The organism is Bartonella sp. AA83SXKL (assembly GCF_042196965.1).
In the GTDB taxonomy this organism is placed as follows: Bacteria; Pseudomonadota; Alphaproteobacteria; order Rhizobiales; family Rhizobiaceae; genus Bartonella.
In genome coordinates, this window is sequence record NZ_JBHIRG010000020.1 from 1 (window position 1) to 24,245 (window position 24,245).

The window sequence follows — 24,245 nt, forward strand, 5'->3', positions numbered from 1 at the left end:
ATTATTGATTTTTGTTATTTGAAAAATAGATTAGTCAGAATTACCCAGAAAACAGGGCTTTCTAGCCACGTTTCAAGTTGACATTTTGCTGAATTTTTGGGGATATTTTTGAATTTTGGACGCAATACAACTACTGCCATGCTGTCATTAAATACGATTTTTTACACTATGTCAACAAAAAAATCATGATCTTGTATTTTTTTATTTTAAAATAGAATATATAGAATTTTCTAAAACATTTTAGATTTTATAAATTATTGTGAAATTATTATAGGAGGGAAAGGCAATTACAGGTTCAGAAATATTAGATGCCATGTATATAGTATCAATGATAGTTATATCCCTCTTAACTATAGCGTTTTGTTTGCCTGCCGCCTTTTGATTTTCATTAATAGTTTGCGGATCATATGCAATTACACGCTTTTGCAAAAAAATCGAGAGTGAGAAATTTTTCCAGATTGATGAGCTAAATATTAAGCTCGTGACGGGCTGCTGTTGCCAAAAAAGCAGATCTTGTTAAACCTCTCTTTTGTGCACAATTATCAATTGCACGTAAAAGCCCTCGTTCAATTGATATATTTGTGCGTATGACTTCTGAATCATTTTCAATAAAAGGAACTTGTATTAAAAAAGCTCCTTCTGACAAAGCTGTTTTGACAGATTCCCGTTGTATGACTTCTTCAAATTTTGAAGGAATAGGCACTCTATCTACATCTTCACAATAAAGTTGGAGTGCTTCTGTTGCATTTGCTATTAAATTTTCTTCCTCATCAGCAGCAGAAAAAAGTCCCTCAAAATCAGGAAACTGAACACCAAAAGCAGAGTCTTCATCTTTATGAACAAGAGCAAAAAATCTTTTCATTCTTCTTCTCCTTCTTTTAACCAGCCTGCTTGTTGTGCGATAGAACGTGCTGTACCAATCGGAAGATTTTTTTTAGGATGTGGAACGATAACAACCTTATCATCTTTTTTTAATTTATGATGAGAACCTTTCACTTTGATAAGTTCAAAGCCATCACGCTTTAATTTTGTAATGATTTTTCGGCTATCTTGTTCCATTCCCTAAACTCATAATGTGTAAATATATACACATTTTAATGATTTTTCATCTGATGTCAATTCTTTTTTAACGGCTAAAATGTTTATAAAGCGCATTAAGAGCAATGCGCAATGAAAGCACAAGGTGTGGTAGTGATTGATCTTCTATGACAAGATACTGTAATGCGGCATGAAGGTTATATTGACGGTGTAAACATTGAGCTTCTTGAACAACATCTTTTACAGCTAAAAGACGTTGTGTTGCCTTCTGTACCCATTTCTCTCTTGCTCCGTTATCAGAAGTTGTAGGCATTTCATCATAAATTGCATTAGGCAATCCTTTTGCACATAGGTAATAGTTTTTCACTTCAAGATATTTTTGCGCAGCATCATATTGGTCTTAATTGATTTTGCCTTGCAAATAAAGCCGCCCGATATAGGTACCGGAAAGCGGATTTTTAGCCTCTTCTATGGTCAAACAGAAGCATTTGGCACGCATTTCAATTGCCAATTTATCCATGGGTTCATGCGGTGTTTTTGCTCGTGAGATGCGTCCGTTTGGTTCTCTTATGCATCCTTTAATCCGAGGACGACCACGTTTTGCATGTTTTTTTCTTTTTGTCATATTTTTTTTCAATCAGAATGGGACGCTATCGTTGAGAGCCGTTCTATAATCTTGAGCACCTGAAGCGATAGCATAATTTTGAGAAGTAATAGGTGAAGGGGTAGGGGATGCCGATTGATCTTTTTTGGCATCAAGCAAATACAACTCGCCTTTGAATTGTGGTAAGACAATCTCTGTTGTGTAACGGTCATGCCCATTTTTATCTTGCCATTTGCGTGTCTGTAACTTTCCTTCTATGTAAACCTTTGAACCTTTGTTTAGATATTGAAGTGCAATTTTTGCCAAATGTGGATTAAAAATCACAACGGAATGCCATTCTGTTTTCTCTACTTTTTGATTGGTTTTTTTATCTGTATAGCTCTCAGAAGTCGCTATACTAAAATTGACTATTTCTGCTCCAGAATTCATTGTTTTGCTTTCGGGATCAGCACCAAGGCGTCCGATTAATGTCACTTTGTTTATCATGTTTTAGTTACCTTAAATTTGTATTTTAATATGTAAAAAATCTTAGCATAATTTGCATATTTATGCAATTATTTCAAAATGATAATATTGTTTTTTAACATATAAAATTATGCTTTAAGGCGCCCTTTGATAAATAATCAATTGACATAAATGCATGGTGTATAGTATCAAGTATCAAGAGGGTATATATGGCAATCGTTAGTTTTAAGCATAAAGGATTGAAATTATTCTTTGAACGAGGAGTCTGCAAAGGCATACAACCCGCGCATGCTAAAAAATTAGCAAACATTTTAGTAATTTTAGATACAATATCCGCGCCTGAACAAGTTACTCTTAAATCGTATCGTCTACATGCGCTTACGGGCGATTTAAAAGGTTACTGGTCAATGCGTGTCAATGCAAATTGGCGTGTTACCTTTCGTTTCATTGGGACAGACGTTGAACTGGTTGATTATCAAGATTACCATTGAGTTTTGAGGTGTTATTATGATGTACAATCCTCCACACCCTGGCGGCATTTTGAAAGAAGAATTGCTTGATGAATTAGGGTTAACAGTAACAGAAGCTGCAAATCGTCTTGGTGTTGCACGTTTAACTTTATCCCGCGTCTTAAACTGTCATGCAGCGATTAGCATTAATTTAGCTTTACGGTTAGAAAAAGCGGGTTTAAATGATGCGGAATTCTGGCTTAAATTGCAACAAAAGTATGATTTGTGGCAAGCTCGGCATAACAGCCCAATCCCACATATTTCACCTCTAGAGCAAGTAGGGCATCTTTAAAAATACTTAGTCCATCTTTCTTCACACCTAGAGGTCATGTTCTTTAAAATCAAGCAACCCACGATAGTTTTTTATGCTCTTGTTGATTGCATCTATGAACGTTGAGAAGAGACAACGTAATCTGAACAGTTTTATAAAATCGGAATTTTACTATGGCTTTTTAACTGAGCACTGTAGTGTGTAAATAGATATGTTTATTAAATTGCGTGTACGTAACATAAGAAACAATACACAAACTAAAAAAGAATACCAAAGAGCAATATCTGAGTACCAAAGTACAGTATCCAATGGAAAAGAAAGCTTATACTCCACGTACTTAGAAATAATAGGCAAAGAAACAATTTCCTTATAACTATTTGGGAAAATTAAAACGATAAGCGCTAAACTTATTAGCTTTAAAAGTCTGTGCATATACTGTTGTAAATCACGTGTTAGTTTCACCCAACCTGTTGTATTTCCGCATTTGTATTTTGGATTGTTCTGCAACTCAAAAGGAATATGAGAATTGCATAAAATTGCAAAAACCGCTGTGACTATTACCAAAGAAACAGATGCAAATGTCAAAATACTTTGAATAAAGTAGGGATTTTTTTTAATTCCTAAAAAACCTCTGCTCCGTCTCCCCAAGGAACATAACCAACAGCTGTTGCAACAAACTCTTTTTGCATTGGTTGTTTACGCTTTTTTAAGAACAGGTCTTTTAATATTCTCATGTTTTTAGTCCATAATTTTACCAATTGGTCTATTTACCTCAAATCAGACCGTACAGAGCGTTTTGTGTTTTAATTGTAGTAAAAAAACTTCAAATCTCTTTGTACGGTGCCTTTTTGTCGGTTTAAACACATATCTAATCCCAAAATGATCAGCGCTTTTCACTAGTTTACTAACCTGCAATGTATTTCACTGTTCTCCAAGACCATTTAAATTCCTTCAAGCTTTTGCTTTTCAACCAACGTGAGTGGTTTTGAATTCTCTCTCATTGCCTTTTCTTTCAGCCTTTTTTCACGGGTGTTCAAAACAGCCTTGCGTACACTTTCGGCTTTTGAAAGAAGGGTGTTTTCTACTGTCTGGTAATAAGTTAAAAGCTCTCCACAAGTTGGCATAAATGTTTTTGATATCCCAATTGCTTGACCCGTTACGATATTTTCGACGCCCTTTTTCATAGCATATGACGAAATGCGGTCCAGCATCATGCCATAGGATAAAACGACGGCTTTGGCGTCTGTATTCGCAGGGACTCTCATGCTTGAGAGTAGGAAAGAAGTTTGCTCAATTTGATTAACTGAAGCTTTCACAGAAAGCAACGCTTGTAGATGATTCAAGCATCTAAGGTTTGCGCCTCCTCCTGTTTCGTCAATGTATTCCCAGCTTTCAGCGTCAATGGATGCCCCGGACTGATCATTTCCATAATCTTCTCCAGATGAGAGATGATCTCTGAGTTCGTTGAAGCCCTCTGCAAACTGTTCTGTAAAAGTTTTATGAGTGAATTTTCCATAATGACCACCTAACCGTTTTTCCTGTTCTAATCTTGCTTTTTTCTTTTCTAGCATTCCGATAGGACTTGTGACCCAATTGTACCAAGTCCTTTACCAATCCCGTTTGTTTGCATTTTTATTTGGATTTGCTATCCAGTAATTTGTGAACCGTTCGAACTCTAACAGCGCCTCATCATGGGTTAAGCCTTTATCGATTGCGTATTGCAAATTAGGTTCAAAATCCTCAGGTAAGCGAAAATCATCTTTTGATTTAGTCCGCTTCGCTTTTTGGGGAACGTTCTTTTGCTTGTGATTGGGAGGTTGGTTTTCTACATCCGTTGTGATTTGCTCTGGTTGGCTTCCGCAAGCATAAATCTCTATTGACTCATGAACCTGTTCGTTTGTTTCTAAATTTTCAGAACAAATTTCTTTTTTGCTAATACGATAGTATTAGTTTTTTATTATAACTGTTATTGTTTATGTTATATATGGGCATCATTAAGCATTGCTTTAGCATCGTTAAGCATACCACAAGCATCATTTGTATGTTTATCCCATCTTGCCTACGCTGCTTTCTTTGCTCTCTCTGATAACGTCTTTGACCGTGACGTCTTCGATACCTTCTCTAAACTCTCATTAGAGTTATTGAGTTCTTCTTCAACTTTTAAACTCCATAAACACCCATCGTCTAAACGTTTGATATGACCTGTGCTTATTAAAACTTCTAACGCTTTCATAAACATTTTTACTGAACAGCCAGTGTAATCAGCCCGGACCTTCATATTATTAAAAGTGGTTTTCCAGTATAAAGCATTTGCAAGCGTAACTTTATGTAAACTTTTCACTCAAAGGGAGATAAACAAGCAAGATCAAGAATCCATTTATCTGCAAATAGCCTCCGTCCACGGTAATTTATTGGACATGTATACCCCCTTCTTTCATTAAATATAAAATTGCTAAAGTATCTGCTTCGTTGTCGTCTTTAGGCGTATGTCCTTTTGCACACACCGCCTTAATCATTTTTTCTTTTGAGGCGTTACCTTTTCCTGTTGTTGCCTTCTTAATTGTGCCAACAGGAATGCCTTCATATGGTATCTGATGATGTTCACACCACGCTGTTAAGGTTGCTAGAAAGCCTCCGTAAATATGAGAAGCGTCTGTACCCACATGCCGGCGCACCTCTTCAAAATACACCGCGTCAATTTCATCAACGGACCTTTTTAGTTCAGTAAGCCACCGTTTAAAGCGTAAATAACGCATACCACCGCCTTCAAAACGGCGTGATTGAAAATCTTCTGTATCGCTTGTTATGTGACCATCAGCACCACGATCGCCCAGCCTGTCTTGGTCCCTAGATCAAGACATAAAATAGTTGGTGCGTTAGTGATCATAATCCCCCCTTAAGGCACTACGTATTTATGCGTGCGCATGGTGACGCGTAATCTATTAATTTTGTCTCTTTATTTAATGCCTGTTTAAGAATGTGAATGATGCTGTTGATGTTCATTACTATCTGTAGAAGCAGCAATAAAAGCAGATTGTAAGATAATTTAGAATCACATGATTGCGTCCTATAAAAAAACGAGAAAAAGTCTTCTGCCTTAATCGGTGCTCCAATTCTTTTAGCTTCATTCAAAAGAATTGGGATATGTTTTGTTGGAATTCTTCCACCAGTTCCACCTTTCGATATAGGACGGAACCAGGCATACACGCGTGTTCTATGAACCCCAAGCAGCTGAGATACTACCCTACGAACCCCACCTAACAGATTTATTATTTCCGAAGATTGTTTCATAGTACATTATGTAGCGATTATAAAAACAATGTTAAGAAAGAAAATTAATAATGAAACCACATGTTGCTAAATTAGAAAATGACGATTGTATACAACGTACCTACAATAAAGATATGACAATAAGTATCTCACAATGGTTGCAAAATGCCTTATCTGAAGCTGGATTAAGCCAATCAGAGCTTTCAAGACAGCTAACCGCTTCTTTAGGTCGCTCGATAGATCGTGCTGCCGTCAATAAAATGCTAAAAGAAACAAGAGATATTTCTGCTCGAGAATTATTAGAAATATCAAAGCTTACCGGTGCTTCTATTCCTCCTAATCACTTAGTTCCTTTGATTGGATCTGTAGGAGTCGGAGGAGAAATAATCGCAATAGATTCTGGTTGTCTAGAAGAAGTAGAAGCCCCGCCATCTGCTCCTAAAGGAACTGTTGCTGTTCGCGTGGTAGGTGATTCTATGTTTCCAGCCATTGAAGAAGGAAGCCTTCTTTTTTATTCCTATCATTTGCCACCAGAGGATCTTATTAACAACCGCGCCATCATAAAAACTAAATGTGGAAAAGTTTACATCAAAGTATTACGTCTCGGGAAAGAAAAAGGGAAATGGGTTTTATCCAGTATAAATGGAAAATATGCTGATATCGTAGATGTAGAATTAGAATGGTGTGCACCTATCGACTGGATTAAGCCAGCCAGAATATGAATTAATATTTTTATACTTCTCTTCAAGCAAGCCTTTAGTTTATTACTTTTAAAAAAATTTTTAAAATCGCTACATTGGTATCCATAAACCACGCACAAACAATCGCCAAGAGGTGTTAGGGAGGGGAAATTATGGATAAGCAAATTCTTATAAATTCTGATAAAATTTTATTAGTTGTCTATAATGATGATCAAAACATTGGTCGGTCAGGACCACTTGATGAAAGCCAAGTTCTAAAAATTATTGACGAGGCAAATAATGAAATCCAAATCTTTCGCATCAATCCTTCTTAAAAGAGCTGCGAAGATATATCTGAAGATATCGCAGAATTTTATCTTAGAGAACGTGAAGAACAGTGTTTTAACGGAAACATACCTCATGACGTTATTTTACACATCACAGCATACGTTTTTTTTAGACGATATAAAACAGCATGAATATGACGATGCAATGTATGATTCTTACGAACAACAACACCGTTTGCATCCTTGTGATGTGCTTTAAATTCTGAAGGGCGCATTTAAAAGCGCCCCCCTTTCATTCATCAATCCCATCAACATGAGGTTCGTAATGGAAAAGCCTATTGCTATCCAGCACAATACAATCAAACACGAAACCGTTCAAACGGTCAACGCACGTGAGTTACATGAATTTTTGGAAATAGGGAAAGATTTCTCTACTTGAATTAAGGATCGTATTCATCAATATGAATTTGAAGAGGAAAGTGATTTTATAAAAACACAAGATTTGCGGTCTACAAAATTGGGGAGCGCAAAATCTAGAGCTGTTACAGCCATAGACTATCACCTCACTTTAGACATGGCAAAAGAGCTTGCCATGGTAGAGCGTAATAAAAAAGGTAAACAAGCCCGTCAATATTTTATTGAATGTGAACGGCGTGCAAAGAAACCTTTAGACCTTGCAAACGCTTTAGAAGACCCTCTCTTTGTGAAAAAACTGCTTTTAGAAAGTGTCACACAATTAGAGATTTTAAAAGTGAAGTGAGTATCCTTAAACCCAAAGCAGCTGCTCTTGAAAGTTTGCAACGTCACAACGGACTCTTCGGTCTTACAGAAGCCGCTAAAATACTCGAGATACAACCAAAACAATTCATTTTCTTCTTACAGCAAAAAGGGTGGTTTTACAGACGAGCAGCAGGTGGAAATTTGCTACCGTATCAAGACAAAATCCAAAAGCAACTTATGGATTGTCCGATCATCACACTTCAAACCGCAAATGGAATAGAAAAAGTTGTACCAGCAGCAGAAGGCATTGGTTTGCTGTTTCAAGAGCTTATAAAGACAAAGCATGCATTAAGAGCAACAATCATGGAAAAGAAATACGAATTTACTGATGAAATAGACATTCTCTATCGTCGCCCAGTTCGTTGCATGCGTGCACTGAGAGACTTTGGAAACGCTTGTGTTGAATCCAATGCACATATTTTCGATAATACGCAAGTTTACGGAATAGCCGAAATTCACGGCAATGCAATATTTGTGAAAAAGCTCATATTGGTGGTGATGCTGTTGTATGTGGTAACACATGTATTTCAAGCAACACACATATTAGTTATAATAGAAAAGCCGAGAACATATCCCTAGGAAAAGACAGAGCGTATAAGCCCTTTCTAACAGCCAAACCAGCCTTTTAAAACATGCGTGATTCACGCCACACGTGAATTGCGCGTAATGGAGGAAATCAAAATGAGTGAACAAAACACTAACCTAATAGAAATTGAAGAAACACATCATTTAGCCGTCGAACAAACTGCTATGGAATGTATTTTAAATAAAGCCTTAGAAAGTGACGTCAGTATTGACCGCTTAAAGCGTCTTCTTGATTTAAGAGAAAAAGAAATAGAACGACAAGAGCGCCAAAACTTTGTCCGTGATCTTTCGGCTATGCAAACAAAATATCAAAATATTGAAAAAACTCTACAATCACCCATACAAACAGCAAATACGCTATGCTTGATCAGTACATTGATGCTGTAAAGGATGGGCTTGCAAAATACAACTATATTAAACATTAAACAGAAAAAAACGTTACCATAGAAATAATTCTGTCTCATCCTTCAGGAAATCAAATCTCAACAGAAGGAACATTTCCAATTGACAGTACAGGCTCTAAAAATAACATACAATCAGTTAGTTCTACACTTACCTACGCACGGAGATACCTGTTAGGCATGCTTCTTAATGTAGCAAGTAAAGAAGACGATACAGATGGTCAACCGCAAACCAAAGAAGGCGATACAAATAATCAAAAAGTTTCCTCTAAACAGATAAAGCAAATCGAAGAATTAATTAAAGAAACAGGGACAAATGAAAGTAGTCTTCTTTATTTTGCAGAAACAGAAAAACTAACAGATATGTCTTGTAAAAAAGCAGAATTGGTTTTGGGGCATTTGGAAAGAAGAAAAAATATTCAAAAAGAAAAAGCTCTACAATCGCTCCCATCACAAGAGCAACAAACGGCGGTGTGAGATGGAACAAAGAACAGCAGAATGGTTTCAAGCGCGCTTGGGTAAAGTCACCGCATCAAATATTTACAGCGTACTCAGTAAGACAGCAAAAGGATTGCCTACGAGCAAATATGAAGACTACAAAATCAAACTCATAACAGAGCGCTTAACAGGCGAAACAAGCCCCTATTATGAAACTGAAGATATGAGATGGGGTATCGAACATGAAGAAGATGCCTTGAGAGAATATGGCTTCATTTATGATGCCAATATAACAAAGTGCGGCTTTATCCAACACTCCACAATAGAAATGGCGGGGGCTAGCCCTGATGGTCTCATTGAAGAAGACGGTTTAATCGAAGTCAAATGCCCGAGATCAGTAACACATATGCGCTTTTGTATAAGTGACGAAATCAAACCAGAGTATCACGCACAAATGCAATTCCAAATGGCTTGTACAGGACGAAAGTGGTGTGATTTCGTAAGCTATGACCCACGTTTTACGGGGGAATTCTTTCACTTGCGCATGAAAGTCAAGCGTATTCTCCGTGATGATCAACAAATTGAACAGATCAATCAAGCTGTTGAAACCTTTTTAGCAGAGATAGTACTCAGTATAATATCAAAAAACACAATAAAGTCAATATGTTGAGTGCAATTATTTTATATGAATCCACTTAAGAATCCACACTTTTATGCATGATTCATTTGACTATTTTTTATATAAGATTGGCATGTATGAATAGAGCATAAAAAGAAATCATGATGTAAATATTATAACACATGTAAACGTTCAAATGAAATGAAAAGCAGCTATCATTCATAACAGTTCATAAATTCTATGATACGTTTTTATCATAGCAGAAATCGCATTGTTTTAAATTTAGTCGTTTGGAACTATCGATAACATATGTTTAAAGATTACTTCTTATTTTAAAGATTGGATTGTTAATCGCATAAAATAACAAATTAACGTTCGCCAAAATTGGCGAGCGCAAAATCTAAAGAGTGTTATAGCAATATTAGATCATTCTATAAGAGGGTAATCGTTTGAAACTGTTATAAGGTAAATTGTATCAAAAGATACGCATTTATAGAAAATAGAGATCATATAATTTTTCCCCAAATTGGGAAAAACCTTTAAAATGGCATTAAAGAAATTAACTGTTTGAAACTGTCATAAGCTTATAGGTTTAATTTATAAAGATTGCATAAAAGGATTAAGGATAAGATCGCTTTTAAAACGCTTACTAAAAATTTAGAAAACGATAGGCAGGCATTATACAGACCCTATCATCACAACAGTATGAAATTCAAAACGTTATATCTTATGAAATCAAAAGCCTTTTAATGAATATAGTGCATAGCTAGTTTTTAAGAACGGAATTATTCGCTTCCACAAAAAAATGGAAGCGAACAATGCCATGGCAGTAGAGTTACTATCTACTTTAGACTTGGTACTAAAAAACGTTTTAAAAGTTATAGTTTAAAAATACGAAACCAAATGAGGTCTCCTCAAATTTGAGGGCATCTATTTAGACAAAGATAAGCAGGTAAAATTCAAAATTGTTATAACATCACAAGGCATGGGATTTTTCTAAATTTTTAGATAAGAGCTATAATGTTTAAAGTTTGCTAGCCAAATATAGAGCAATTAATTTGCAAAGAAGTTATGTTTGAGTACAAAATAAAAAGATGCTTATGAGAACCTCTCTAAATGAACATTTAAACGTTTGAAAATAAAATGAGATTTTTATAAGAAACGTTTGAAACTGATGTTTAATAACAGTTTTTAAAGCCTTTCGTTTGATAAAAGCGGTTATTTATTTATCTTATGAGAGATTGTTTTGAAAACCAATACTTGTAAATGTAAAAAACGAGTTTTGTTAAAGCTAACAAGCGTTTTGATTTTATAGAATGCGTTATTTGAATTCACTCAGCTCGATTTTGAGCTTAGTATATTGAAACGTTTTAAAAGAAGCATTTTGATCATGGGCTTTGTTTTAAATAAATCTCTTTAAGATAAAGACATTATGATTGATATATTTAATGGCGAAAAAAAGCATTTATAGGCTCTCCCATTCAAAAGAGTGATTAAAGATCATACGCATCATTTACATTCCTTTTGATAAGTTTTCATATGTTTAATAAAGCATTTGCAATATGATACCTTTTGTATATATGCATTCATTATTGATTTCGTTTATATGAAATATTTGCACATACCTCCATTGAAAGCCGCGTCATATCACTTGGCACGGCTTTTTTTTATGAATGCTCTCTTTTATGATATGTATATTAAGCAATTATCTTATAATGCGTTTATAGCCATCAAGAAGGCACCCCCATGTCTATTTTTATTCTGTTTCATCAACAATCTTGACAAGGTTATCGCTTTCATAAACCTCATAATTTATAGGAACTTCCTTTACTTTGCTTTTCTTGGTTAATTTCGCATTGCCATAAGCGCGACCCCAGACCTTAGTATAAAATAAAACCTTGGCATTGCCAAAAACAGAGCCATAAATTTCAGCACAACCGCCCACCAAAGCACCGCCATAGACCTTGCCATGTATTTTTGCACGACCATTAATAAAGGCATAATTATAAACCTTGGCATAGCTATGAATACGGGCAGAGCCAGCAACAATGGCACGACCATAAACGCGTGCATAACTAAAAACCGTAGCATCATAAGAAACATGCGCATGATCATAAATATGAGCATCAGCAAGAATGCGGGCACTACCATTCACATGAGCATTACCATAAATATTGCCATAAACATGAGCATTGCCATAGACAAAAGCATGGTCATAAACTTTAGCATATTGAGAGATAAAAGCTTTTCCATAGACCTCAGCATTGCCATAAACTTGACCACAGACTTGAGAAAAATGGCGTATTTTTGCATTTTCATACACTCTTGCATGACCATAGACACAAGCCTCATCATACACCCAGCAATTACCATCATGGGATAGGTTAACTTCCTTTTCAATAAAGCCGCCTAAAGACCCCGCCTTTACATCATCAAAATCTTTTAAAGCTTTAATGCGATAAAGGTTTATAATATTTCGAGTAAGAGCATGTTTGATTTTTTTGATTTCACTGGTTAATTCATATTTTTTGCACATAGAGATACCCTCACAATTTAATGTGATAAACATTTGCTAAAATTTGAAATGGAAAATTTGAAAGAGGGGCGCCCCCGCCGCGCCCGTGCTTTCATTTACACTGCTTTATTGATTAGACCCAGACAATCTCTAATTCACCATAAGGAGAGAGACGTTCAGTATAGGTTTTTATTTTAGTAGACCCGCCGACATTTTCACGAATAACAGCAATGCCATGAATATTGGCATTTTCATAAACATGTACGTTATTTGCTATACGAGCGTTTTCATAAACCCTAGCATTGTCATAAACATAGGCATTATCATAAATAATAGCCTTGCCATACACATGAGCATTACCATAGACACGGGAATTATCAGAAATAACAGCATTGCCATAAACATGGGCATTATCATAAACATAGCCAGCAATGATAGCATTGTCATAAACCCGCGCATGACCATAGATATGACCACAAGTGACAGCATTGCCAAAAACTCTTGCATTTTCATAAACGTGACCATTTTTAAACACAAGAGCCTCATCATACACCCAGCAATTTCCCTCATGAGAGAGGTTATCTTCCTTTTCAATAAAGCCACCCAAGGCACCAGCTCTAACATCAGAAAAGTCTTTTAATGCTTTAATGCGATAAAGGGTATGATTACCAAATACACGCGTTTCATTTGTGAGTGCAAACTTCTTTTGCATAGCACAATTCCTTTATAGAGATTTAAATTTTTAAATGAGATATTTAAAGGAGGGCGCCCCCGCTGCGCCCACGCGTTATTTAAGCAGCGTCTTTTAGTGACTGATTATCATCACAGATATCATTACGAATTTTTGCACGGCTATTGACAACAGCATTGCCATAAATTTGCACATGATGATCAATATTTGATTTGCCATAGACCTTGGCATTATCATAAATCCTTACAAAGCAACCAACACGAGCCGAGCCAGAAACCTTGGCATAACCATAGATACTTGAATAATCCTTAATCCAGGCATTACAAAAAACATGGGCATTATCATAAACGCGCGCCCAGACATAAATGCGTGACTTGCCATACACATGGGCATTGCCAAAAATATAGCCACAAACATAGGCACTTTCATAGACACGGGCATTGTCATAAACCTTGGCACCATTAGAAATAGTAGCATTATCACTAATTACGGCATTACCATAAACATGCCCACAGACCTTAGCGTTATCATGAATTTTTGCATTATCATAAATATGAGCGGTTGTATCAAAAACCAATGCTTTGCCATTAACGATAGCATTGCCACACACCTTGGCACCTCTAAAGATTTTCGCGTCATTATAAATTTTAGCATTTTCATAAACAGTTGCATTGAAAAGAACCGCGGCATTATCATAGACCCAGCAATTGCCATCATGGGATAAGTTACTTTCATTTTCAATAAAACCGCCGAGGTCTCCCGCCTTAACATCATCAAAATCTCTTAGAGCACGTATACGGTGTAAAGTAAGACCATCAAAAGTGAATTTTTCATTGGTAAATTCGTATTTTTTTGCAGACTCTTGTTGATTAACAGATGTGATTTCGTTTGCAATGTTAGAGGAAATTGTATTTTGGGAAGTTTTTATTATAGAATTTTTCATTTTAAATTCTTTCTAATCGTAATGAAGTTTTCAATTGACGCGCTATAAAGGCGCCGGGCGTTGAAAACACGGCGATTAGTCCGTCGTCACACTTTTCCCATAAGGGTATTGCATGGTGTGACACACCCGACAAAATCATTATACGCTTTAATACGTATAAAAAACAGTCAGTATTTTAAAGACTTTGGAAAGATTGTTTCGTAACCTATCCGCTAATCGTTAAGTGTTTTCAGCACTTGAATATTCATATAACAAAATACGTATTTATTGTCAAACAATATTTTATCTTTTTTGATATTTTTTGTATTTTTTTAAATACGTTGTGTATTGATAATATCTTATGCCTATTAGTTGCTTCTTTTATATTTATATGCTTTTAAAGCTATATTATTGGCTTTCTTAAAAGATTGCGTTATTTTCTGAATCTATACATTTATAATATTTAGAAACGCTCTCATGATGCGTATTTTAAACTTTATAACCTATCAATTTTGTTACTAAATGAATTTTAAATTTTTTGTGAATTTTGTTTATAAGGGGCTTTAATTTAAACGACCTTAATAGCACCGCGCTCTTATAACAAATGCTTTCATTTGCATTTTTGCTTTCTCTATAGCTGTTATGTTCTTTATAGCCATGGCATCATTTTTCAGTTTCATAAGAGAAACGATAAATAGGATAATTGTGATTTATTGTCTGTTATGAAAATATCTCAATAGAAACTGATCATTATAGAGATCAGCAAAATCCCTTTTAATAGACTTTTGTCAGTTGTGTCAGTTCTTTTTAGACCCTATACTATTTTTTTAAAATGATAAAAAATTAAAAGCATTATATTTCAATATGTTAGTCTTTTTAAGATACAACTTATATAGATAACACAACCTTAAATACAATTAATAATATATATTTGTCAGTTATCTGTCAGTAAATTGAACTGACAAAAGTGATTATTTTAGTGTGTCATTAAAACGTGTCTTATGAAAAGCGTATGAAAGTAAAAACTGATTACGTTATTAAAATCCCTTTTATGAATTTTAATCAGTTCTTTTGAATAGATAACCTTATGATTTAGAGAATGATTACAACGTGCTTTATAAAAATCATGTGATCCTTTAAAGCTTTTCAAAAGATATCTTGTAACTCATAAGAGATGCTATCAAGATCTTTATAGTTATGAGTTTTGACGGGGTTTTGAGTTTTGACGGTTGCCTCTTTTAGATAAAAAAACGATAAAAAGTAAAAACGTTATTTTTCAATGTGTTAATATTTTACAGATCTTAAAAAACAACCTCTATTGATAACACAACCTATAAATTCAACTAATAATATACGTTTTGAAGGGGTTTTGACGGTTTTTATACCTTCAAAACCTATAAGAAAAGTGAATATACATAACCCTCTTTAAACAAAGCTATCATTTTAGATTACGATATAATCTTTTAAAGGCAATCCAAATAAGAGTATCTAAAATTGCAAGTTTCTTCTTTTTAGAATAACGCATATAGACTATCCTTTTAGGATTATATGTAAGCAACTTAACAAAAGAGGTATAGATATGATTATAAGCTCTATACCCCTTGTGAGGTCAACATGCCTATCATCTGAGCATGCTTTATAAGTTATTCGGTTTCTCTAATTTCTAATTTTGGTAAGTTCTTAACAATTTTCATTGTTTCCAAACTTACAGTAATAACCCTTTGGAATAACTCCAATGGATAAGCAGGGTTGCCAACGGTTTCAACAGCATAGCTATTGGCATCATTAATAATGCCACTCTTTTTATCAGTCTTTACACATTGACGCCCCATAACCGATTCAAGAGAGATATCTGTTATTGTGATATTGCTGTTATAAAAAACAATCAATTTATCTTTTTCCTTACTATTCCCAGCGAATTTCATTTCTGTAACGTAGTAAAATTCTTTAGGGTTCGTGATCTCTGTAACTTTTGGATTGCCTTTTTTAAAGGTCACTGGATAAGGTTCTACAGTTTCATAGTTTACGTGCAAATGACCGAGTTCACGCCCTGCTGTCACAAATTTCCAAAAATCATCAGCCGTTTTTACGCAAGGGATACGAGGCAATTCTTTGCATAAATTATCAGCATAACGGGTGCGATAATCTTCTGAATGCAAAAGACCGTAAACATAATAAAACAGATCATCTTTAGTGTTTTTTCATTAGGATAAGCGGCTTTTAAATATGCTAATTCTTCATCAGTTATGGCATTACGCATTTTCTTTTTTTCTTATTTTAGTAAATAAGCGATTGTCATGCTATTTTTCTTATCAAGCGATAATAATGGAGTGTTTTTTGTTGTCTCTAATATGTAACAGTTCCAATAAATTTGGTATATTCTATGAATAAGAGTCTTTACTTGAAGCTCAAGATTATATTACATGCAACACCTTAAAATTAAGAAGCATATATAGCATATGATTGTCATTTAACAGTGTAATTATACAAGCTTCAAAAGTGGGGGAAATGATATGGTTTGCACAACTAATAAAGCAGGCGTATACAGTGCAGTCTATGCTTTTCTCTTAGATTTTAGAAGTATTATTCTCATCAAAAAATTAAAAAATTATTACGCGGTTGGCGATTTTTTCTGTGACGCTGACGATATGGTTCATTTTGTTGCTCATTTTGAGGGCACAATGAATGCATAGATTTTTTTTCATTTTTGTTTTTGCGGCTATTTTGTGCCTTTTCTCGTTGGCGAGTTTTGCCCAAAACATTCGTGAGAAAGCGATTAATCAATCAGAGAGCATCCAACGACAACAAACGCAACAACAGCGTTTTCAGCAATTGCAGCGTAAAAACAAAACCCATGAGGTATTTTTGCCAGACGATGATACCATATCTCCCTATGGTGCTTCGCCTAGTACAACCTGTTTGCTGATCAAAAGCATTGAATTTGTTGATGTTCAGTTGATTTCTCATACCGACCTTCATGAAGCCATTTCTCTTTGGGAAGGACGGTGTTTGGGGATTGCCGAAATCAATAAAGTGCTCAAAGCGGTGACCAAGCTTTATATGAAGCGCGGCTATATTGCGGTGCGGGCTTATTTGCCTGAGCAAGATTTAAGCGGCGGTCATCTCAAGATTGTTGTAGTTGAAGGTGTGATGGAAGATATTACCCTTGATGGGCATAAAGTTGGAAGGAAATCTCAAGGAGAAATCACCACGGCTTTTCCAAACCTTATTGGAAAACCGACCAATCTGCGCCAGATAGAGCAAGGGCTTGATCAAATCAATCGGCTTTTCTCACGCCAAGCCACCATTAATCTTGGTGCGGGGAGCAATTCGGGTGGTTCGATACTCGATGTTCATATTGAAAAACAGAAACCTTGGCTTATTACGCTTTCCAGCGATAATCTTGGCGCTAAAGCAACAGGGCTTTATCAAACGCGCTTGAGCCTTTCTTTTGATGATCTGTTGGGGATCAATGATCAATGGTCGTTGAGCTATCAGCGTTCTATGGATGGTAGTCCGTATCATTTTTCTCACAAGCGCCCCAATAGTGATACTCTAACGGGATCCTTTTCTCTACCCTATGGCACTTGGACAACAGGTTTTGATGGGACGTGGAGCCAATATCATTCGAGTGTTAAGGGAATATTTTCCGATATTATGACTGCGGGCAAGTCTTTATCGCTGACACCGTGGATTTCACGGGTTATCGACCGTGATCAAGAGGGAAAGACCTGGCTTACAGGACGGTTGACATGGAAATATTCTGATAATTTTATTATGGGCAGTCGGGTTGATGTTTCCAGCCGTAAACTAGCTATTGCAACCTTTGAGCTTGATCACTCGCGCAAGTGGCTTGGAGGAGAATTAAGCGCGCATATAGGGTTTCATAAAGGGTTGGCAATTCTTGGCGCTTATGACGATAAAGAGCAAGAGAATGCAACAAAAAATTCACCCAAAGGGCAATTTTCCAAATTGTCTTTTTCTCTAGGCTACGTGCGTCCTTTTTCGCTCAAACAATATAACTTTCGCTATAACACGCTGTTTTCAGGACAATTATCACCCGACACATTGTTTAGTTCAGAGCAAATATCGCTTGGTGGTAGTTCCTCTGTGCGTGGGGTGCGTGAGGCGATTTATTACGGCAATAATGGGGCGTTTTGGCGCAATGAATTGTCGCTGTTGTTGCCAGGTTTTTCTTCGAGAATGGGGCGTAAATTTATGAGCCAATTTGCCCCTTATATGGCGCTTGATCTGGGGGCCGTGGCCAATAATGTAAACAAAAACAGTTTTGGCGGGAGCCTCGTTGGGGCAACTCTTGGTTTCCATGCAACCGGAGACATTACGGATATTGATGTATCTTATTCGAATATTTTAACCCAATCGACAGTGCGAGAAAAAGGAAATGCGACAGGGTTATTTCAAGTGCGGGCATTATTGAGATTTTAGAGCAAAGGGGCGGTAAAAAATATCGCTGCGCTGTTTATACCCATATGGGTTGTTTTTTTAAAGAGATAAAGAATTTTATGAGGAGCTGAAGATGCGGGGATTGAAAAATCAAAAGCATAGATTGGGATATGGATACAAGCTATGGCAGCGCGTTCTTTGTGTTTTGCAGCGAGGGATCCATAAGGGGCTTTCACTTGTTTTAAGCTTTTGCTTAGCTTTTCAGCCTTTGTTGTTGCAAGCACAAGCGCTTGGAGCGCGAAGTCCTGTTGCACAAGAGAGCCAAGGGATTAAAGCAGCTGATGGGGTTGGCTCTGTTTTCCGCCCCACGGTGGGGAAAGCCGGCAATGATGTGCCGCTGATTGATATTGTTCGCCCCAATGGACAGGGTCTTTCTCATAACAAATATGACAGTTTCAATGTTGATACCCATGGCGTAATTTTGAACAATTCGACTGAGGAAGTCTCGCGTTCACAGCTTGGGGGATTGGTGCCAGGCAACGGCAATTTGCGTTATAGCGGTGCAGCAAAGGTTATCCTTAATGAAGTGGTAAGTGCCAATCGCTCGCGTCTTGAAGGCGTGAGCGAAGTACATGGGCATATGGCGGATGTTATTATCGCCAATCCCAATGGGATTACCTGTAACGGTTGTGGCTTTATTAATACACCACGGGTGACTTTATCGACTGGACAACCGATTATTGGAGCCGATGGCGCTTTGAGTGGATTGCGTGTTGAGGGTGGAGATATCACTATAGGCTCTCGTGGGGCTGATGGGAGTGCATTAGATATTTTTGATCTTGTTTCGCGCAAGATCAGTGTCGGGGGTCCCATACAGGTCAAAGGAGATTTGGCTGTTATCGCGGGGCGCAATCATTTTGATTATGACAAACGCGAAGCAACTTCTCTTGGTTCTGATGGCAAAGAGCCAGAATTGGCGATTGATTCCAGTGAGTTTGGTGGAATGTATGCGGGGCAGATCCGCGTGATTGCCAATGATAAAGGTGCGGGCGTTAAGATGCGCGGAGACATGGTTGCCAATGCAGGCGCCATGAGATTGACAAGTGATGGCAAGCTGGTAATTGCCAAAGCACGTGCCAAAGGAGCAGTAAAAGCGCGTTCTCACCACGACAGTGTGCATGTGAAAGATCTGCTTTTTTCAGAAGAAGCAGTTGAACTGAAGGCTTTGAAACATGTTGAATTGGCTGAGCAAGCTCGCGTTGCAGCGAGCGGTGCTGTTGATGTGCACGCCGATCTGATCAAGCTCCAGTCTCATGCTCTTCTAGCAAGCGGTATTGGGAGTGATGGTAAACAGTCAGCGACGGGTTCTTTGCATTTACAGGCAGCAAAGCTTGAGGCGGGGAATGGGCGGATAGCCGCCGGTGATCTTTTAGAGATCCAAGCAGCAACAATTGATCTGAGCCGCATGCAAGACAATGATCAAACAGGGGTTTCTTCCCTTGGCGATCTGACCATTAAAACCAATCAAATCAGCGCTTTAAACAACCATATTGGTGCCAAGGGGAATATTGTCTTGAGCGCCGATGATGCGCTCACTGTAGGCGCTGGACATTATAGCGCCGGCGGCTCTCTTTTGGTGGAAGCAGCAGAGCTTACATCACGCGCGCGCTTAGTGGCAGAGCAAAAAGTTGACCTTTATGCGCATCACGGTGCCCTGATCCAAGAAGGCACTGTCTGGTCCAATGGGAAGATAACGCTGGATGCCCATGGTGCCCTCAATCACACGGGTGATATTGTCAGCATGCAGCAGGTTGCCTTGACAGCGGGTAGCATGCTCACAACCTCTCAAGAGAGCACGATTTTAAGTTATGATGTGGTTTTGAGTGCTGATGCTTTAACCCAAGCAGGGACTGTGGAAGCCCAAGAAGGAGCATTAACCCTTCAAGTGCGTGATGGGGTTATCAATAGCGGCACAATGCGCGGTGAGAGTGTCGATGCTCATATTGGTGCATTTACCAATCAAGGGACGTTTATTGCAACCGATGATTTGCATTTGATGGTAAGCACACAAGAAGGCGCCGATCCGCAACAAGCCTTTCTGAAGAATACATCCGAAGGTGTCCTTCAAAGTGGTGGCGTTTTTGTTGTGACCGCAGGGCAATTAGACAATGCCGGTGTGCTTGGCTCTAGTGGTGAGAATGTTGCGCTCAATGTGGCAGGGAATGTCAGCAATAGTGGGCTGATTTACGCCAAAAAATCTATGGACGTATTCAGTGATGGTGATTTAACCAACACACAGGGCAGAATGATTGCAGAAGAGGCTCTCAGCATTGGTGGGCTGAAAGAGACACGTGCTGGTCATATAAATAATGAGGCTGGTCTTCTCAGTGCTTTAGCCGGTGAGATGAAGATTGTTGCAACGTCTTTTGTCAATAAAAGCGCTGAAACGACAAATTCAGAGCAACAAAACGCTACACATGATGAAGGTGCGCATGTTTTAGCGCGGGATGGTTTGCGCATTGATGTGGGCAGTTTTGAGAATGTTGATGGTCTTATTTCTACGCAAGGGGCAGTCAATATTGTTGCTGATAGTGTGATCCAAGCAGGGCACATAGAGATTGAGCGTGGTGACCTTCAACTGACCAGCCACGGTGATTTAAGCAATAGTGGCACAATAGAAAGCAATGATACCATTGCTTTGCATGCGCAAACAAATCTCAGCCAAACGGGGCGCATTGTCTCTAAAAAGCGGATAGAGCTTTCCAGTGATGGCATATTGACAATGGGCGAGACAAGTGAGGTTGGCGCCTATGATGTAACGCTGAAGGCAGGCACACTCACCCAAGCTGGGCTTGTGGAAGCGCAAGGCGGGGTACTTACTCTCAACAGTCATGATGTTTTAAGCAATTCCGGTATTATGGTGGGCGGTGTTGTTGATGCGAAGCTTGGGTCTTTAGCCAATTCCGGTCAGCTTTTAGCCAGTAACAGTTTTACGCTTGTGGCAGAAAGCCATGATCCGTCATTGGGGCAAGTTGCTCTGGTTTTAAATGGTGAAGACGGTGTTCTCAAAAGTGGTGGTGCTTTTGTCTTAACCGCAGATGTTTTGGACAATGCCGGCAGTATTGGTTCAAGTGGTGATGGGGTTGCGCTCAATGTGAGCGCTGATCTGAGTAATAGTGGGCTGATTTATGCCAAGAAATCTGCCATTTTCTCCTTAGATGGGGATTTTATCAATAAGTTTGCCGATGTCATTGCTGAAGACAATCTCATCATCCGTGGTTTAAGTGGAGAGCGGGCTGGTCATGTGATCAACAGCTCGGGTCTTTTAGAAGCCGTGTCAGGCGATATGACCTTCGATGTCTCAGCGCTTACCAACATGCGTGAAGGTGGGGTTGAAGTTAGCGATAAAGTGGTTTCTCACAGGTTTGTTGCGGGAAGTTGGGAAGGCACTAATATTAAACACCATCAGATAAAGGAAGATGTTGACACTACAATTAGCCGTCAACAGCCTCATTTTATCAATAATGCTGCCCAGATTTTGGTAGGGCGCCATTTCACGGTTCATGCCGGTGATATCCGCAATAGTTATAGTTTGATTGCTGCTAATGGCAACATTGAGATGCAGGGTGATACGCTGCTCAATGAGGGGCGTGATTTAATTGAAACAACCAAGATTGTAACTGAAACGCATCGCAGGAAGAAACATTGTACTGTTGCGAATGGAGGATGTAAGTGGGGAGGCATAACGTATTATGGCAGCACTACTGATACCAAAAACCCCACGCGCACTTATGATACTGTTTATGGCACGATTGAAGCTGGTGGCACGCTTGATGCCAAGTTGACAGGCTATATTGACAATCATGCGGTGCGTGAGGGGGTTGAGCAAGTTGGCTTAAGCTCTGGCGATAAAGGTTTGGCTGGTGTTAAAAACACCGATTTTGACGGTTCCAAACCACTGATTAGTGATGATCGATTGGACGGTATTATCAATGGTTTGAAAGGGCACAAAGGGCTTTTTGCACCAAGCACAAAAACCCCCGCACCAGAATCCATACAGGTGCCAACGCAAGATGGGCTAAACTCTGTCAAGACAGAATTGGACCAGACCCAATCACCGGATGTGCCGTTTTTAGTTGAGACGCGACAGGACTTTATCAACCCAAGTAAATTTTTGGGATCGGACTATTACTTAAAAAAGATTGGCAATTATAAGCCTGAGAACGTGTTTAAAAGATTAGGGGATGCTTATTTTGAATATCGTCTGGTGGGTGAGCAAATCTTTGAGCTGACAGGTAATCGCACTCTTCTTGATGTTGAAGATCCCAATGCTCAAATGCAAAGGCTCTATGACAATGCTGTGGAGCAGCAAGGTCCTTTGGAGTTAGAGCTAGGCAAGCCCTTAACGCCTCAGCAAATTGCTGGGATCAAAAATGATATGATCTGGCTTGAGACCCACCTTGTCGATGGACAAGAGGTCTTGGTGCCTCATGTTTATTTGGCACCAAACACTTCTTTAGCACAAGATGTTTATGGGGCAAAAACGCAGCAAGGAAACCTTGCCAGTGCACGTTTGAAAGGCAATAGCGTCACTATAGAGACGGACCGTCTTACCAATAGTGGCACCATATCAAGTAATGGTGCATTGCATGTTTCGACTACGCAAACTTTGTTTAATGATGGTGGTTTTTTGCTTGGCAGCGGTGCTGTAGATCTCAGCAGTGGCGATCTTTTAGCCAACTCTTCAGGGGTTATTCTGGGGGATATCATCACCCTCAATGCGAAGACAATCATTGATGGTACTGCAAAAATCCGTGACACGAATGAATATGGTTTTGTTGATCGGAGTGGGCAGCAGGCTCAAATCATTTCTATACAGGATTTAAACATTCACTCCCTTGGCGATTTAAGCATGACTGGTGGCCAATGGAGCAGTGGCGGTCCGATGACGGTGATTGTCGGTGGTTCTGCTACATTTGGTTCATTAGTACTAGAGAGTGACCATAAGGAGACATTGGAAAAAGGGCATTATAACGCCCAAAGCAGTGAGCACCGTTTGACAGAAGTCAACAGTGATGGAGATTTGACCATTGTCACAGGTGGTGAACTGAACCTTGAGGGAAAGTTTAAAACCAAGGGCAATGGAGATTTCACCAGTGGTGGCGCTCTCAACGTGGTTTCAGAGCAAGATTTTAACAGTTTTGATTTGGATCTGAGGGGCAAAGAAGGCGACAAATCGAAGCAAAAGAATAAGTTTCGTCAACAATCAACAGAAGTTACTACAAACAAAACCACGATAGAAACAGAGGGCAACCTCTCCATGCATGCGCAAAATGGGGATCTCACGCTTGATGCGGCAGGGCTATCAAGTGGTGGTCAGACGCATTTGGCATCAGATACGGGGAAGATCAAGTTTCTGACCAACAAGGATCAAGATTTTAAGGACGTTTATCAGCGTAATGAAAACCTTGTGTGGTGGAGTGAGAGCGATAAAGGTTACCTTAAGGAGACCATCGAGCATGTCACCATAGATGCTAAGGGTGGCATAAAGCTTGATGCGGGTGATGGCTTTGTTGTTGAGTATGAGGCAACTGGTGATTTAGACAAATCCCTTGAGCAATTGTCTCGCTCTCCAGGCATGGCATGGATCAAGCAACTGCGTGATGATCCAGAATTATCCAAGCAAGTGGATTGGCAAGCAGTTAAGGCTGAATTTAAAGACTGGGATTATAAAGCCCAAGGGCTGACAGAAGCCGGTGCGGCTCT

General features: G+C 38.4%; 18 protein-coding genes and 5 pseudogenes. 12 read left to right on the top strand and 11 right to left on the bottom strand.

Going from position 1 to position 24,245, the window contains the following annotated elements:
• Positions 1–466: 466 nt before the first annotated feature.
• The 4 genes and pseudogenes from ACFINO_RS07700 to ssb all read right to left on the bottom strand — a co-directional run bounded on the left by ACFINO_RS07700 (position 467) and on the right by ssb (position 2,128).
• Entirely contained in the window at positions 467–862 is a 396-nt protein-coding gene (locus ACFINO_RS07700; RefSeq protein WP_375633257.1) for a type II toxin-antitoxin system HicB family antitoxin, read from the bottom strand.
• Positions 859–1,059 carry a type II toxin-antitoxin system HicA family toxin gene (locus ACFINO_RS07705; protein ID WP_375633256.1) on the bottom strand — a complete coding sequence of 67 codons (201 nt, stop codon included), beginning with the start codon at positions 1,057–1,059 and terminating at the stop codon, positions 859–861. The genes ACFINO_RS07700 and ACFINO_RS07705 overlap by 4 nt, the downstream gene beginning before the upstream one ends.
• A gap of 67 nt (positions 1,060–1,126) precedes the next feature.
• A pseudogene (locus ACFINO_RS07710) lies at positions 1,127–1,663 on the bottom strand (hypothetical protein).
• 12 nt (positions 1,664–1,675) lie between these two features.
• Positions 1,676–2,128, bottom strand: a complete 453-nt coding sequence (gene ssb / locus ACFINO_RS07715) for a single-stranded DNA-binding protein (RefSeq protein ID WP_375655370.1) — start codon at positions 2,126–2,128, stop codon at positions 1,676–1,678.
• A gap of 188 nt (positions 2,129–2,316) precedes the next feature.
• Between ssb and ACFINO_RS07720 the strand changes: the two genes are divergently transcribed.
• Both ACFINO_RS07720 and ACFINO_RS07725 read left to right on the top strand, forming a co-directional pair.
• Positions 2,317–2,598 carry a type II toxin-antitoxin system RelE/ParE family toxin gene (locus ACFINO_RS07720; RefSeq protein WP_004856694.1) on the top strand — a complete coding sequence of 94 codons (282 nt, stop codon included), beginning with the start codon at positions 2,317–2,319 and terminating at the stop codon, positions 2,596–2,598.
• Positions 2,599–2,614: 16 nt separating this feature from the next.
• Positions 2,615–2,908, top strand: a complete 294-nt coding sequence (locus ACFINO_RS07725; RefSeq protein WP_375640137.1) for a HigA family addiction module antitoxin — start codon at positions 2,615–2,617, stop codon at positions 2,906–2,908.
• 150 nt (positions 2,909–3,058) lie between these two features.
• Here ACFINO_RS07725 and ACFINO_RS07730 read toward each other — a convergent pair whose 3' ends face one another.
• From ACFINO_RS07730 to ACFINO_RS07740, 3 genes and pseudogenes are all read right to left on the bottom strand, one after another.
• Positions 3,059–3,535 carry a hypothetical protein gene (locus ACFINO_RS07730; protein ID WP_375655371.1) on the bottom strand — a complete coding sequence of 159 codons (477 nt, stop codon included), beginning with the start codon at positions 3,533–3,535 and terminating at the stop codon, positions 3,059–3,061.
• Between the two features lie 293 nt (positions 3,536–3,828).
• Positions 3,829–4,458, bottom strand: coding sequence for a hypothetical protein (locus ACFINO_RS07735; RefSeq protein WP_375635026.1), 630 nt, complete (start codon positions 4,456–4,458; stop codon positions 3,829–3,831).
• A gap of 837 nt (positions 4,459–5,295) precedes the next feature.
• Positions 5,296–5,774, bottom strand: a pseudogene (locus ACFINO_RS07740) (crossover junction endodeoxyribonuclease RuvC).
• 454 nt (positions 5,775–6,228) lie between these two features.
• Between ACFINO_RS07740 and ACFINO_RS07745 the strand changes: the two are divergent.
• The 7 genes and pseudogenes from ACFINO_RS07745 (at position 6,229) to ACFINO_RS07775 (ending at position 9,998) form a co-directional block, all read left to right on the top strand.
• The gene (locus ACFINO_RS07745; protein WP_375618720.1) at positions 6,229–6,879 is read left to right on the top strand and encodes a helix-turn-helix transcriptional regulator; all 651 of its coding nucleotides are present in this window, start codon (positions 6,229–6,231) and stop codon (positions 6,877–6,879) included.
• A 131-nt stretch (positions 6,880–7,010) separates the two neighbouring features.
• Complete coding sequence (locus ACFINO_RS07750; RefSeq protein ID WP_375633260.1) at positions 7,011–7,172, top strand: hypothetical protein; 162 nt, start codon at positions 7,011–7,013, stop codon at positions 7,170–7,172.
• An 85-nt stretch (positions 7,173–7,257) separates the two neighbouring features.
• Positions 7,258–7,383 (top strand): hypothetical protein, encoded by a 126-nt coding sequence (locus ACFINO_RS07755; RefSeq protein WP_375618719.1) that lies wholly within the window; start codon positions 7,258–7,260, stop codon positions 7,381–7,383.
• A 180-nt stretch (positions 7,384–7,563) separates the two neighbouring features.
• A pseudogene (locus tag ACFINO_RS07760) lies at positions 7,564–8,196 on the top strand (phage antirepressor KilAC domain-containing protein).
• An 11-nt stretch (positions 8,197–8,207) separates the two neighbouring features.
• Positions 8,208–8,483 (top strand): hypothetical protein, encoded by a 276-nt coding sequence (locus tag ACFINO_RS07765; RefSeq protein ID WP_375655372.1) that lies wholly within the window; start codon positions 8,208–8,210, stop codon positions 8,481–8,483.
• Between the two features lie 102 nt (positions 8,484–8,585).
• Positions 8,586–9,367 (top strand): annotated as a pseudogene (locus ACFINO_RS07770) (ERF family protein).
• Position 9,368: 1 nt separating this feature from the next.
• Positions 9,369–9,998: a lambda exonuclease family protein gene (locus tag ACFINO_RS07775; protein WP_375655373.1), complete on the top strand. Its 630-nt coding sequence runs from the start codon at positions 9,369–9,371 to the stop codon at positions 9,996–9,998.
• A gap of 1,705 nt (positions 9,999–11,703) precedes the next feature.
• Here ACFINO_RS07775 and ACFINO_RS07780 read toward each other — a convergent pair.
• The 4 genes and pseudogenes from ACFINO_RS07780 to ACFINO_RS07795 all read right to left on the bottom strand — a co-directional run.
• Positions 11,704–12,483: a hypothetical protein gene (locus tag ACFINO_RS07780; RefSeq protein WP_375655374.1), complete on the bottom strand. Its 780-nt coding sequence runs from the start codon at positions 12,481–12,483 to the stop codon at positions 11,704–11,706.
• 112 nt (positions 12,484–12,595) lie between these two features.
• A complete protein-coding gene (locus ACFINO_RS07785) occupies positions 12,596–13,174 on the bottom strand; it encodes a hypothetical protein (protein WP_375637773.1) in 579 nt (192 codons plus the stop codon).
• A 79-nt stretch (positions 13,175–13,253) separates the two neighbouring features.
• Positions 13,254–14,096 (bottom strand): hypothetical protein, encoded by an 843-nt coding sequence (locus ACFINO_RS07790; RefSeq protein ID WP_375655375.1) that lies wholly within the window; start codon positions 14,094–14,096, stop codon positions 13,254–13,256.
• A 1,622-nt stretch (positions 14,097–15,718) separates the two neighbouring features.
• Positions 15,719–16,332 (bottom strand): annotated as a pseudogene (locus tag ACFINO_RS07795) (type ISP restriction/modification enzyme); the annotation flags it as partial.
• 256 nt (positions 16,333–16,588) lie between these two features.
• On the opposite strand from ACFINO_RS07795, the gene ACFINO_RS07800 reads away from it, so the two are divergent.
• The 3 genes from ACFINO_RS07800 to ACFINO_RS07810 form a co-directional block, all read left to right on the top strand.
• Complete coding sequence (locus tag ACFINO_RS07800) at positions 16,589–16,768, top strand: hypothetical protein (protein ID WP_375632738.1); 180 nt, start codon at positions 16,589–16,591, stop codon at positions 16,766–16,768.
• A complete protein-coding gene (locus tag ACFINO_RS07805) occupies positions 16,761–18,521 on the top strand; it encodes a ShlB/FhaC/HecB family hemolysin secretion/activation protein (protein WP_375655376.1) in 1,761 nt (586 codons plus the stop codon). The genes ACFINO_RS07800 and ACFINO_RS07805 overlap by 8 nt, the downstream gene beginning before the upstream one ends.
• A gap of 91 nt (positions 18,522–18,612) precedes the next feature.
• The coding region (locus tag ACFINO_RS07810; RefSeq protein WP_375655377.1) for a filamentous hemagglutinin N-terminal domain-containing protein at positions 18,613–24,245 on the top strand (5,633 nt) is incomplete at its 3' end.

What these genes read in the sequence shown, in the direction of transcription:
- ACFINO_RS07700 (WP_375633257.1), bottom strand. Translation starts at nt 862, where the DNA reads ATGAAAAGATTTTTTGCTCTTGTTCATAAAGATGAAGACTCTGCTTTT.
- ACFINO_RS07705 (WP_375633256.1), bottom strand. Translation starts at nt 1,059, where the DNA reads ATGGAACAAGATAGCCGAAAAATCATTACAAAATTAAAGCGTGATGGC.
- ssb (WP_375655370.1), bottom strand. Translation starts at nt 2,128, where the DNA reads ATGATAAACAAAGTGACATTAATCGGACGCCTTGGTGCTGATCCCGAA.
- ACFINO_RS07720 (WP_004856694.1), top strand. Translation starts at nt 2,317, where the DNA reads ATGGCAATCGTTAGTTTTAAGCATAAAGGATTGAAATTATTCTTTGAA.
- ACFINO_RS07725 (WP_375640137.1), top strand. Translation starts at nt 2,615, where the DNA reads ATGATGTACAATCCTCCACACCCTGGCGGCATTTTGAAAGAAGAATTG.
- ACFINO_RS07735 (WP_375635026.1), bottom strand. Translation starts at nt 4,458, where the DNA reads ATGCTAGAAAAGAAAAAAGCAAGATTAGAACAGGAAAAACGGTTAGGT.
- ACFINO_RS07745 (WP_375618720.1), top strand. Translation starts at nt 6,229, where the DNA reads ATGAAACCACATGTTGCTAAATTAGAAAATGACGATTGTATACAACGT.
- ACFINO_RS07750 (WP_375633260.1), top strand. Translation starts at nt 7,011, where the DNA reads ATGGATAAGCAAATTCTTATAAATTCTGATAAAATTTTATTAGTTGTC.
- ACFINO_RS07755 (WP_375618719.1), top strand. Translation starts at nt 7,258, where the DNA reads ATGACGTTATTTTACACATCACAGCATACGTTTTTTTTAGACGATATA.
- ACFINO_RS07765 (WP_375655372.1), top strand. Translation starts at nt 8,208, where the DNA reads ATGGAAAAGAAATACGAATTTACTGATGAAATAGACATTCTCTATCGT.
- ACFINO_RS07775 (WP_375655373.1), top strand. Translation starts at nt 9,369, where the DNA reads ATGGAACAAAGAACAGCAGAATGGTTTCAAGCGCGCTTGGGTAAAGTC.
- ACFINO_RS07780 (WP_375655374.1), bottom strand. Translation starts at nt 12,483, where the DNA reads ATGTGCAAAAAATATGAATTAACCAGTGAAATCAAAAAAATCAAACAT.
- ACFINO_RS07785 (WP_375637773.1), bottom strand. Translation starts at nt 13,174, where the DNA reads ATGCAAAAGAAGTTTGCACTCACAAATGAAACGCGTGTATTTGGTAAT.
- ACFINO_RS07790 (WP_375655375.1), bottom strand. Translation starts at nt 14,096, where the DNA reads ATGAAAAATTCTATAATAAAAACTTCCCAAAATACAATTTCCTCTAAC.
- ACFINO_RS07800 (WP_375632738.1), top strand. Translation starts at nt 16,589, where the DNA reads ATGGTTTGCACAACTAATAAAGCAGGCGTATACAGTGCAGTCTATGCT.
- ACFINO_RS07805 (WP_375655376.1), top strand. Translation starts at nt 16,761, where the DNA reads ATGCATAGATTTTTTTTCATTTTTGTTTTTGCGGCTATTTTGTGCCTT.